We start from the raw sequence: 11540 nt of genomic DNA, 5'->3' as shown, positions 1-11540 counted from the left end.
CTCGCCGATTGTGGCCATGTACCGTACGGGGAAAAATCGCCGGACTACATTCGCGAACGCTGTCGCCACATCGCTGCCTTCTTTTATCAGCAAGGCGCCAAGGCCATGGTACTGGCCTGCAACACGGCCACCGTGGCTGCGGTGGCCGACCTGCGTGCGCACTATCCCGACTGGCTGATCGTGGGCATGGAGCCGGCGGTCAAGCCTGCCGCAGCGGCTACCCGTTCAGGGATAGTCGGCGTGCTGGCCACGACCGGGACCTTGCAGAGCGCCAAGTTCGCCGCCTTGCTCGATCGCTTTGCCAGTAACGTGCGGGTAGTCACCCAGCCTTGCCCTGGGCTTGTCGAACTGATCGAAACAGGGGACCTGACCAGCCCGGTGTTACGCACTTTGATGGGCAGTTACGTTGAACCGCTTCTGGCGGCAGGCTGCGATACCTTGATACTGGGCTGCACGCATTATCCGTTCTTGAAACCCTTGCTGGCTGAAACGGTGCCCCCGCACGTGGCCGTCATCGATACGGGCGCTGCCGTGGCTCGTCAACTCGAACGCCTGCTCGCAGGGGCTGATCTGCTTGCACGCGGCCCAGCTCGGTCGACCCGCTTCTGGACCAGCGCCGAACCACGTGCGTTGATGGATATCCTTCCGGTGCTGTGGCACCCATCTCAGGACGTAGAACGTTTCACGTCCTGAGCAGTGCCCGGCATGACTGGCATTTCTACCCTCGCAGTACCACCTAGTGCTGCGGCAGCGGCCAGAGGTTCGACGGGTTCAGCGTCTCGAGCACCAGTTCAGGTTCACGTGCAGGCAAGCGCGTCAGAAGCTCTAGCGCGGCAGTGTCGGCAGTCCAGTCCTCAGGCACCGCGCTGACGGCCGTCACGGGGTTTTTCAGGGACTGCGGTGCTACCACCGTCAACGCTATGCCATTGGCAAGCAACGATGGGCGCTGCTCCCTCACCCACTGCACGGCGTTGTTCCAGCCAGCAGGACACTGCGTCGGCGCGTAAAGCTGCGCGGCGGAGTAACGACTGAAAACAGCCATTATCTGGGGCGTATCGCCCTTGGCCAGTAGGGGCGTGGCGTACTCGAGGCAGTGCTGTGCCGCCTGAAGGTTGGTGGTGATCAGATGCTCGAACAACTCGCCGTCCGAGGTACCTGGAGGGAGGTAATCACAGGTGGCGGCATTCAGGATCAAGCCATCCAAGGATCCCCAGGCATGGCCGATCATGCGGCCTGCCTCGTCAGCATCAGGCTGCTGCTGCAACCGGCCTGGAAGCCGCAGCAAACGATCGCCATGGTGCATGCACAAGCGATCGAGTTCCTCGCTTGCACCTGCACTGGCGGCGACACGGTGCCCGTTTGTCAAAAGATCGCGGACCAGTGCCAGGCCCAGCCCATCCGTTGCGCCCGTAACCCAAAAACTGCGTGAGCCACTCACGGCATTGCCCTCTATACACGACTAGCGGGGCAACTCCTTGAAAGCCTGGAGCGCCCGCTGTCGACTACTGTGAAGATCGACGATAGGACTGGGATAGAGATTAGCATCAATCAAGCCGTGGCATTTTCCAGGGTCATGGATATTTTTGTCGTCGATGTCCTGCAATTCAGGTACCCATTGACGGATGAAGCGGCCTCTGGGGTCGAAGCGTTGCGACTGCGACACAGGATTGAAGATCCGGAAGTAGGGCACCGAGTCGGTACCGGTGGATGCGCTCCACTGCCAGCCACCGTTGTTGGCTGCCAGATCCCCGTCGATCAGGTGGCGCATGAAGTGACGTTCTCCCAGCCGCCAGTCGATCAACAAATTCTTGCTCAGGAACATGGCGGTCAGCATGCGCAGCCGGTTGTGCATCCAGCCGGTGGTCAGCATCTGGCGCATGGCCGCATCAATGATCGGGAAGCCGGTTCGGCCCTGCTGCCAGGCTTCGAACTCCTTGGGTGCCTTACGCCAGGGCAACGCCTCGGTGTGTGCACGGAAGGCACGATGCCGGGACACCTGGGGATAGCCCGTCAGGATGTGCTTGTAGAATTCGCGCCAGAGCAACTCGTTGACCCAGGTCTGGACGCCGCTGCTGCCGCTGTCGAACTCGCCCCGGTTGTGGGCCAGCGCGGCATGCAGGCATTGGCGGGGTGAGATGACCCCCGCTGCAAGATAGGCTGACAGCTGGCTGGTGCCCTCGCGAGCAGGAAGATCACGCAGCGTCTCGTAGTCGTCGATGATTTCATCGGTGAACCGGGCAAGCCTTGCCTGAGCCTCCTTCTCGCCAGCGGGCCAACGTTTGCGCAGCGCGTCTGCCGGCTTTTCGAAGGGTTCGACATGTTGCGCAATCGGGTCGCTCTTGATCGATGTCGGGGCTTGGCGTTTGACCGGTGCGGCCATCGAGGGCAGGCTGCGGTGCAAGTGCTCCAGGCAGTTTTTCTTGAATTGGCCGAACACCTGGAAGTAGCCGCCACTACGGGTCAGCACCGTCCCAGGACGGAACAGGAGTTGGTCGAGATGGGTGTGAACCTCAACCTTTGAAGCTTTGAGCAATTTGCACGTGGCTGAATCGCGGCGGTCCTCGTTGATGCCGTATTCCTCGTTCCAGTGAACGCTCTGGACATTGTGCTTTCGGCAGACATCGAGTACAGCCTCAGGCGCATCATCCCAGGTGTCTATCTTGCGTATGAGCAGTGGGATGTTGAGCGCGTCAAGCGACTGCCGCACTTCGCGCAGGTTGCGTAGCCAGAAATCCACTTTACAGGCCGCATCGTCATGGGCCTGCCATTGGCCAGGGCTGATAAGCCACAGGGCCAGGGTTGGGCCACGTTCGCTGGCGGCGCTAAGGGCGGTGTTATCGGTAACGCGCAGGTCACTGCGAAGCCAGGTCAAGTGCATGAAATCGGTATCTCTCCAGGCTGGCAGTCACAGGCCTTGCAGTAGTCGCAAGGCCGCTTGAGGGGTATCGAAGGTGTGCAGGTGAGGCAGGTCGAGCGAGCCTAGTTGGGTCTGGTGCAGCGCGAGCAAGGCACCCCCGGCAAGGGTGGGCAATTGCAGGTTCTGAAGCGTGCGCTGCAACGCGCGGGTATCGATGCGCGGGCCGAGGTTCAAGAGCACTGCGCGTGGCTTCAAGGCCGCAGCTGCACTCTGCAACTGCGCACCGGCCACGGCCTGCTCGAGGATTTCCACCGCAAAGCCATTGCTGGTGAACAGCCATGCGCACAGCCACAGGCCAGGGTCGAAGCCTCGGTCACTGTCTTCGGCAAGCAGAACCGGTGGGCCCTGTAGCAACTGATTGTCGTGGTACACCCGCGCGCCCAGTTTGCTGCGCAACCAGGTGTGGAAGAACACCTGCTCAAGCCGTGCGTTGAAATAGTTGCGCCAGCGCAGTTCCAGCAGGTCCAGCAAAGGCAGCAGTAACTGCTCGCACAATGTGACTGCAGGATAGAGCGCCATGGCCTGGTTCAGCTGATGATCCAGCGCCCGTTGCGACAGGTTGGCAATGGCCTCGAGCATCTGAAACTGACGGGTTTGCCAGTCCCCGGTCGGTGGTGTGCTGAGCGGCTTGTCCAGCAAATCCGCCACCTGGCTGACCGATGCGCCTCGCTGCAACCAGGCCAGAATCGCTTCCACCCTCTCGACCTGTTCGACCGGGTACAGTCGGTGCCCTTTGGGCGTGCGTTGTGGCTTGAGCAAACCGTAGCGCCTTTCCCACGCGCGCAGGGTAACCGGGTTAACGCCTGTGCGCCGGGCCAGCTCACCAATTGGTAAAAGAATCTCAGACCGCATTACGTAGCCCCAGGCGTTCAGGATGAGGCTGCAAGTAGGCTTGTTGCAGCAGGTAGGGGTCGGGGTGGTTGCGCAGATGATGCTTGAGCAGGGTCAGCGGCACGATCAAAGGCACGACCCCTTGCTGGTACTGCCCGATCAACGTTTGCAACTCGGCTTTGTCGGCAGCAGTCAGGGCGTTTTTGAAGTAGCCGCTCAGATGCTGCAGCACATTGCCGTGTGTGCCACGGCTGGCGCAGCGGCGCAAAGCCTGCATCAGCTCCGAGAAATAGCGAGGGGCGACAACGGCCGGGTCGTCGTCCTTGCTCATGGTGCCGAGCATGCGCCCCAAGGTGCGATAAGCCTGCGGATTGTTGGCCATCAGCAGGTACTTGTAACGGGAGTGGAAGGCCAGCAGTGCGTGGCGACTCAAGCCTTGCTCAAGCAAATGCTGCCAATCGGCGTACGCGTACACGCGGCTGATGAAGTTTTCGCGCAGCACAGGGTCATGCAGGCGGCCTTCCTCTTCGACCGGCAGGTCTGGCCTGAGCTCGCAAAAGGCACGGGCATAGGCACCGCGACCGCTGTTGATGGCCGGGTGACCGTTGTCCTGGTAGACCTTGACGCGCTCTAGGCCGCACGAGGGCGACTTCTGCATGAAGATGTAGCCGCAGATGTCATCGAGTTCGGCAGCCATCTGTTTGCCGTAATCGCGCAAGGGGGCCGTATAGTCCAGGCCAGGGTCGCGCGTGCCGACGACCTCAGGCTGTTCAGGGTCGCCCACCAGGCGGATGGGGTCACGAGGTACGCCCAGGCCAATGGCCATTTCCGGGCACACCGGCGTCCATTCGAAATGTTCTTCCAGCTGGGTGCGGCATAGGTCCGAGGACTTGTGGCCACCGTTGTAACGCACGTTGTGCCCGGTCAGGCAGGCACTGATAGCGATGCGCGGCTTGTTGTGAACTGCAGGGTCGTGCATAGCTGCCTCCATAAACCTGTACAAATCATAAATTATGTACAGGAATATTCCAGCACATAGCGGGCCTGATGCGAACCCTTAATGTGTAGATAGCCGATCAGTCCAAGTGTTCAAGTAAACGGCGCGCGGCCTCTTGGCCACTTAACCATGCACCTTCCACCCGCCCGGACAGGCACCAGTCCCCACAGGCATATAGCCCTTGGTCGGCATCGGCCAAGGCGCCAAATTCGTGATGACTGCCTGGGCGTGCATATAACCAGCGGTGGGCCAGGGCGAACGTGGGCTCAGGCACGACGCAACCGACCAGTTCGGCGAACTCGCCGCGCAGGTGCTCGACGACTTCCTCCTTGGGCAAGTCGATGTGTTGTCGGCTCCAACTGGAAGTGGCGTGCAACACCCACGTGTCCAACGTCTCGTCGCGCCCTGGCTTGCTGCGGTTGCGGGCCAGCCAGTCAAGCGGGCTTTCCTGGACGAAGCAGCCTTGCATGGGCGTATCCAGAGGGGCCTGAAAGCCTAGCGCCACCGCCCAGGTTGGCTCCATCTGCACCCCGGCGGCCACGGCTGCGAGCTTTGGCGTGGCCGCCAGCAGCGGCGTTGCCTGTGGCGCTGGCACAGCAACCACCACCCGGCTGAACGGGCCATGGCTGCAGCCCTCAGTGTCTTGCAGGTGCCAGTAGTCCTTGCCGCGAAAGACTTCGGTGATACGGCAGGCGAAGTTCACGGTCATGTCCTTGAGCAGGCCGCGGGTGATGGCGCTCATGCGTGGTACGCCCACCCAGCGCGTCTGTTCGTCGGGGGAGGGGGTGAGCGCCCCGTCACGGTAGTTGTACAGCTGCGGTTTCCACTGTGCCGCCCAGCCGGCGGCTACCCAGTGCTGCAGTTCCTCGACAAAACGGCGGTCGCGGGCGGTGAAGTACTGCGCCCCGAGGTCCAGGGCGCCGGCTTCGCTGCGTTTGCTGGCCATGCGTCCGCCGCTGCCGTGGCCCTTGTCGAAAAGGTGCACGGTCTGCCCGGCGCGTTGCAGTGCCTGGGCGGCAGACAAGCCGGCAATGCCTGCCCCGATGATGGCAATAGGTATGGTCATGATGGCCTCTTCAAACCTTGCTATGCGCAGACTACGCTGTCAGGCAAACCTGTACAATAATTCGAATGTGTATAAGTATATTCCGCAAGTAACGATTGGTTGGCCTATGTTTATGGGAGAGCATGGGCGCTAGAAAGTGCCTTGCTGTTAAAAATAGACCACTGCCTTATTCCATGAGGACACTGCCATGCACATCCTGCTGACAGGCGGCACCGGGTTGATAGGCCGGCACTTGTGCCGTCACTGGCTTGCTCAAGGGCATCGGCTCACCGTGTGGAGTCGACGTCCAGAGGCAGTGGCAATACTTTGCGGCGAAGGTGTCAGGGGCATTGCCGAGCTTGATGAGCTGGAGGCGGCCGACCACCTCGATGCGGTGGTCAACCTGGCCGGTGCGCCTATTGCCGATCGGCCTTGGACGGCGTCTCGGCGCAACCTGCTCTGGTCAAGCCGCATCGCCCTTACGGAGCAATTGCTGGCATGGCTGGGCAGGCGTGAGCAGCGTCCTGGGGTGCTGATCTCAGGTTCGGCCGTGGGATGGTATGGTGACGGCGGCGAACGCGAGTTGACCGAAGACCTGCCTCCAGTGGTCGAAGATTTCGCCAGCCAGCTGTGCATTGCCTGGGAGGAAACGGCGTGTCGTGCGCAAGCGCAGGGCATTCGGGTGGTGCTGGTTCGTACAGGGTTGGTGCTGGCCAGCGACGGCGGCTTCCTGTCCCGCCTCCGTTTGCCCTTCAAGTTGGGACTAGGAGGGCCGATAGGCAACGGTCGGCAGTGGATGCCTTGGATCCATATAGACGATCAGGTCGCCCTGATTGATTTTCTCTTGCAGCGCACCGACGCCAGCGGCCCTTACAATGCCTGTGCACCTGAACCTGTGCGTAATCGTGAATTTGCCAAGCAGCTGGGCAAGGCGCTGCACCGGCCTGCTGTGATACCCCTGCCTGGGTTGCTGCTAAAAGCCGGCCTGGGCGAGATGGCGAACCTGCTGCTCGGTGGTCAGCGTGCCTACCCCGCGCGGTTGCTGGCGGCCGGGTTCACATTCCGCTTCAACGATCTGCAATCGGCGCTGGGCAATTTGTCCAGTCGCCTCTGACATAGGATGCTGCATGACCGATCACGCTTTGCTGCTGGTCAACCTGGGTTCACCGGCCTCCACGTCGGTAGCCGATGTTCGCCGCTACCTCAATCAGTTTCTCATGGACCCCTATGTGGTCGACTTGCCCTGGCCCATCCGGCGCCTGCTGGTGTCGTTGATCCTGATCAAGCGCCCTGAGCAGTCCGCCCACGCCTATGCCTCGATCTGGTGGGACGAGGGCTCGCCGCTGGTGGTGCTTACCCGTCGCCTGCAAGCGGCTATGGTCGACCACTGGCCCCATGGGCCGGTTGAAATTGCCATGCGCTACGGCCAGCCAGCCTTGCCCCAGGTACTGGAGCGGCTCGCGGCGCAGGGCATACGCAAGGTCACCTTGGCCCCCCTGTACCCACAATTTGCCGACAGCACGGTGACCACCGTCGTCGAACTCGCCCGGCAGACCATCACCGAGCAGCAACTGCCGCTGCAGATGCGCGTGCTGCAACCGTTCTACGATGATCCGGATTACATCGACGCATTGGTCGCCAGTGCCCGGCCCTACCTGGAGCAGGACTATGATCACCTGCTGCTCAGCTTCCATGGCTTGCCCGAACGCCATTTGAAGAAGCTCTTCCCCAGCGGTACGAAGCATGACCTGCGTGCAGCCGAATGCTGCGAAGGCGCCAGCGCCGAGGTGCGTGCCGTGTGTTACCGCGGGCAGTGCCTGGCCACGGCCAGGGCGTTCGCGACGAGGCTGGGCATACCGGCGGGCAAATGGTCGGTGTCGTTCCAGTCGCGGCTGGGGCGGGACAAGTGGATCGAACCCTATACGGAGACGCGGCTGGACGAGCTTGCCCAGGCCGGGGTGAAGAAGTTGCTGGTGATGTGTCCGGCCTTCGTGGCCGACTGCATCGAGACGCTCGAGGAAATCGGCATGCGCGGCAGCGAGCAATTCGTCGAGGCCGGTGGCCAGGAGCTGGTGCTTGTGCCTTGCATGAATGAACACCCCGAATGGGTGAAGGTGTTGGCCAAGCTCTGCGAAAACGCGTAATGGCCCGCCTGGCCTGACCCCGTCGAGGACTGGGTCAAGCCAGGCGGCTCAGGCGTCAAGGCAACGGGTCATCTTGTTGCTTGTGCTTCCAGGCATCGTTGCCTGGCAGGATCAGGTTGAGCGCGATCGCCACGATGGCGCACAGCGCGATGCCCTTGAGGCCCCAATCGTCAGGGCCGTCACCGCTGCCGACCAGCACCCCGCCGATACCGAACACCAGGGTTACCGACACGATCACCAGGTTCCGCGCTTCGGCGAGGTCGACCTTGTGGCGGATCATGGTGTTGAGCCCCACGGCTGCGATCGAGCCGAACAGCAGGCAGAGGATGCCGCCCATCACTGGCACCGGAATGCTCTGCAGCAGGGCGCCGAACTTGCCGATGAAGGCCAGGGTGATGGCGAACACCGCAGCCCAGGTCATGATCTTCGGGTTGTAGTTCTTGGTCAGCATCACCGCGCCGGTCACCTCGGCGTAGGTGGTGTTGGGCGGTCCACCGAACAGGCCGGCTGCCGTGGTGGCGATGCCGTCACCCAGCAGCGTGCGGTGCAGGCCAGGCGTTTTTAGGTAGTCCCGTCCCGTCACGCTGCCTACCGCGATGACCCCGCCGATATGCTCGATCGCCGGCGCCAAGGCCACGGGCACGATGAACAGGATGGCCTGCCAGTTGAAGGCAGGGGCGGTGAAGTTGGGCAATTCCAGCCAAGGGGCGGCTGCAATTTTTGCCGTGTCGACCACCCCGAAAGCGAACGACAGGGCAAAACCCACCAGCACGCCGGCGATGATCGGCACCAGGCGGAAGATGCCTTTGCCGAACACGGCCACGATCAGCGTCGTCAGCAGGGCCGGCATGGAAATGAGCATGGCGGTGCTGTAGGGCAGCAGCACGCTGCCATCGCCAGCCTTGCCCATCGCCATGTTGGCCGCGATCGGTGCCATGGCCAGGCCGATGGAGATGATCACCGGGCCGATCACCACCGGGGGCAGCATGCGGTCGATGAAGCCTGTGCCCTTGATCTTCACCATCAGGCCCATGAAGGTGTAGACGAACCCGGCGGCCATGACGCCGCCCATGGTTTCTGCCAGGCCGAACTGACCCTTGGCGAGAATGATCGGGGTGATGAAGGCGAAGCTCGATGCCAGGAAAACCGGCACCTGACGCCCGGTGACCAGTTGAAACAGCAAGGTGCCAAGGCCGGCCGTGAACAGCGCGACGTTAGGGTCCAGGCCGGTAATCAAGGGCATCAGCACCAGCGCGCCAAATGCCACGAAGAGCATCTGCGCGCCTGAAACGACCTGACGCCAGAGCGGGTCGTTGTAGCCGTCCTGCATGGTCAGGCGTCCTTTTGCTTGGTGCCGAAGATCTTGTCGCCGGCATCGCCCAGGCCTGGGACGATGTAGCCATGTTCGTTCAGGCGCTGGTCGATCGAGGCCGTGTAGATCTGCACATCCGGATGGGCCTTGTGCACCACGTCGATGCCCTCTGGGGCAGCTACCAGAACCATGGCGCGGATTTCCCGGCAACCGGCCTTTTTCAACAGGTCGATGGTGGCGACCATCGATGCGCCGGTGGCCAGCATCGGGTCGATGATCAGGGCCAGGCGTTGATTGATGTCAGGCGCGAGCTTTTCCAGGTAGGTGTGGGCCTCAAGCGTCTCTTCGTTGCGGGCCACGCCCACCGCGCTGACCTTGGCGCCCGGCACCAGGCTGAGCACGCCGTCGAGCATGCCGATGCCTGCGCGCAGGATCGGCACGACGGTGATCTTCTTGCCGGCGATCTTTTCCACGGCAACCTTGCCGCACCAGCCGTCGATTTCATAGGTTTCCAGCGGCAGGTCCTGGGTGGCCTCATACGTCAACAGGGCGCCGACTTCCTGGGCGAGTTCGCGAAAATTCTTGGTGCTGATATCAGCACGGCGCATCAGGCCGAGCTTGTGGCGGATCAGCGGATGGCGGATCTCACGAGTGGGCATAGGGGGGCTCCGAAAGGCGGGCAAAAAAACCGCGCTAGATTAATCTATTCAGCCTGTGCTGTCGTCTGATCATTTTGCACGTTAGTCCATAAACGCTTGATCTGTGACGAGCGGATGCGTACCTTTGCCCGCTTTTCCAAAATGCACCTCTTGGAGAGCGCCATGTCCGCCGATCTCGAGCATATCCGTCAAGTCATGCGTGAAGCAGACTGCCTGTACACCGAAGCCGAAGTCGAAGCGGCCATCGCCAAGGTCGGCGAGCAGATCTGCCAAGAACTGCACGACAAGAACCCCGTGGTGTTCTGCGTGATGAACGGCGGCCTGATCTTCGCCGGCAAGCTGTTGACCCACCTGCAGTTCCCGCTGGAAGCCTCGTACCTGCACGCCACCCGTTACCGCAACCAGACCAGCGGCGGTGAGCTGTTCTGGAAGGCCAAGCCGGAAGTCTCGTTCATCGACCGCGATGTGCTGATCGTCGATGACATCCTCGACGAGGGCCACACCCTCAGCGCCATCATCGATTTCTGCAAGCATGCCGGCGCCCGCGCCGTGCACACGGCCGTGTTGATCGACAAGGACCACGACCGCAAGGCCAGCCCGGACCTCAAGTCCAACTACGTGGGCTTGCCCTGCATCGATCGCTACATCTTCGGCTACGGCATGGACTACAAGGGCTACTGGCGCAACGCCAACGGCATCTTCGCCGTCAAGGGGCTCTGAGCGCAGCCTAGCTGCCGCCCAGGCGCAGCATGCTAGAGTGCTCCTTCAAGCCAAGGAGCCTCACATGCGTGCGTTCATCCCGTTCCTGCTGGCAGTCAGCTTGCCCCTGGCTGCCGCGCCGATGCACAGCCAATTCCTGCCGCCCGATGACCAATCCCTGCGCCAGGCAGCGCCTACCGCTCAGCAACTGCTTCAAGTCACCGACTACACCGTGGTAGTCGGCGCCCAGCGCCAGTCGGACCAGCAACCCATTCCAATCACCTCATCCTTGCAGATGCGCCTCAAAGGCAAGCCCTTGAGCAAGGCGGCCACCATGACCCAGGTGCTGCTGACCTTCGACGGCGAAGCGGCCAAGAGCCTGAAAAAGCCGGTCTACGACGAAAAGACTCGCACCCTGAACTTGAACTATCCGCTCAGCGATTACCGGGTCATCATGGACCTGCTGCGCAACGAGACCCTGTATGTGCAGTTTCTCACCTATGCCAACGGGCACATCTGGGCGGACCTGCACACTGGCACCGTACGTACGCGTTGAGGCTCGCGCGCGGCGGAAGGTACACTGCCGCCCTTTGAACATCGTGATGGTCCAGTTGGAGTCGGCAATGCGTAAAGACAAGAAACAGGTAATCGGTGACGAAATCAGTGACGACTACATCAAGGCGTTTCTCCAGTTCGAGCCCGCCGATGGGGTCACGTCGCCATCGCTGCACAAACTGGTGAAGGCGTACCGCGGCTTGCGCGTAGATGACTTCCGGCGTTTCGTCGGCTTCTTCGTCGAAGCAGGCCTCGACCTCGATGGCAAGGACGAACACGGCAAGACGTTCGCCGAGCAGATTGCCGATCAGCGCAATGGCGACGAGTACATCGAAATCATCGAAAACGCCCGCTCACGGGCATGAAAAAACGCCCCGAGGG

12 protein-coding genes and 1 pseudogene are annotated in these 11540 nt (G+C 61.8%); 6 read left to right on the top strand and 7 right to left on the bottom strand.

What is annotated here, in order from left to right:
* Positions 1–693 (top strand): glutamate racemase (gene murI, locus ACK59L_RS11065; RefSeq protein ID WP_409273575.1); only part of this gene is annotated, 693 nt, incomplete at its 5' end.
* A 43-nt stretch (positions 694–736) separates the two neighbouring features.
* Here murI and ACK59L_RS11060 read toward each other — a convergent pair.
* From ACK59L_RS11060 to ACK59L_RS11040, 5 genes and pseudogenes are all read right to left on the bottom strand, one after another.
* Complete coding sequence (locus ACK59L_RS11060; protein WP_409273573.1) at positions 737–1438, bottom strand: SDR family NAD(P)-dependent oxidoreductase; 702 nt, start codon at positions 1436–1438, stop codon at positions 737–739.
* A 21-nt stretch (positions 1439–1459) separates the two neighbouring features.
* Positions 1460–2878 (bottom strand): deoxyribodipyrimidine photo-lyase, encoded by a 1419-nt coding sequence (gene phrB / locus ACK59L_RS11055; protein WP_409273570.1) that lies wholly within the window; start codon positions 2876–2878, stop codon positions 1460–1462.
* Positions 2869–3769, bottom strand: a pseudogene (locus ACK59L_RS11050) (MerR family transcriptional regulator). The gene phrB and the pseudogene ACK59L_RS11050 overlap by 10 nt, the downstream one beginning before the upstream one ends.
* Complete coding sequence (locus ACK59L_RS11045) at positions 3759–4727, bottom strand: DUF523 and DUF1722 domain-containing protein (protein WP_196136650.1); 969 nt, start codon at positions 4725–4727, stop codon at positions 3759–3761. Before ACK59L_RS11045 ends, ACK59L_RS11050 begins: the two are co-directional and overlap by 11 nt.
* A gap of 97 nt (positions 4728–4824) precedes the next feature.
* A complete protein-coding gene (locus ACK59L_RS11040; RefSeq protein ID WP_409273568.1) occupies positions 4825–5811 on the bottom strand; it encodes an NAD(P)/FAD-dependent oxidoreductase in 987 nt (328 codons plus the stop codon).
* 187 nt (positions 5812–5998) lie between these two features.
* On the opposite strand from ACK59L_RS11040, the gene ACK59L_RS11035 reads away from it, so the two are divergent.
* On the top strand, positions 5999–6904 hold the full coding sequence (locus ACK59L_RS11035; RefSeq protein ID WP_409273567.1) for a TIGR01777 family oxidoreductase: 906 nt from the start codon (positions 5999–6001) through the stop codon (positions 6902–6904).
* 13 nt (positions 6905–6917) lie between these two features.
* Positions 6918–7934: a ferrochelatase gene (gene hemH / locus ACK59L_RS11030; RefSeq protein ID WP_058605726.1), complete on the top strand. Its 1017-nt coding sequence runs from the start codon at positions 6918–6920 to the stop codon at positions 7932–7934.
* A gap of 55 nt (positions 7935–7989) precedes the next feature.
* Here the strand turns inward: hemH and ACK59L_RS11025 are convergent, their stop codons facing one another.
* Both ACK59L_RS11025 and upp read right to left on the bottom strand, forming a co-directional pair.
* Positions 7990–9264 (bottom strand): uracil-xanthine permease family protein, encoded by a 1275-nt coding sequence (locus ACK59L_RS11025; RefSeq protein ID WP_058605727.1) that lies wholly within the window; start codon positions 9262–9264, stop codon positions 7990–7992.
* 2 nt (positions 9265–9266) lie between these two features.
* Positions 9267–9905: a uracil phosphoribosyltransferase gene (gene upp, locus ACK59L_RS11020; protein ID WP_027916614.1), complete on the bottom strand. Its 639-nt coding sequence runs from the start codon at positions 9903–9905 to the stop codon at positions 9267–9269.
* Between the two features lie 162 nt (positions 9906–10067).
* Here upp and ACK59L_RS11015 point away from each other — a divergent pair, with 162 nt between their 5' ends.
* The 3 genes from ACK59L_RS11015 to ACK59L_RS11005 all read left to right on the top strand — a co-directional run bounded on the left by ACK59L_RS11015 (position 10068) and on the right by ACK59L_RS11005 (position 11524).
* Entirely contained in the window at positions 10068–10625 is a 558-nt protein-coding gene (locus ACK59L_RS11015) for a hypoxanthine-guanine phosphoribosyltransferase (protein WP_409273564.1), read from the top strand.
* A 64-nt stretch (positions 10626–10689) separates the two neighbouring features.
* On the top strand, positions 10690–11160 hold the full coding sequence (locus tag ACK59L_RS11010; RefSeq protein ID WP_409273562.1) for a hypothetical protein: 471 nt from the start codon (positions 10690–10692) through the stop codon (positions 11158–11160).
* Between the two features lie 67 nt (positions 11161–11227).
* The gene (locus ACK59L_RS11005; protein ID WP_196136645.1) at positions 11228–11524 is read left to right on the top strand and encodes a PA4642 family protein; all 297 of its coding nucleotides are present in this window, start codon (positions 11228–11230) and stop codon (positions 11522–11524) included.
* The last annotated feature ends 16 nt before the right edge of the window (positions 11525–11540 follow it).

This window comes from Pseudomonas sp. KCJK9111 (assembly GCF_046231935.1).
GTDB classification, from domain to species: Bacteria; Pseudomonadota; Gammaproteobacteria; order Pseudomonadales; family Pseudomonadaceae; genus Aquipseudomonas; species Aquipseudomonas parafulva_B.
The sequence above is the reverse complement of the archived record's forward strand: the minus strand, read 5'-3'. Positions and strand labels throughout refer to the sequence as shown.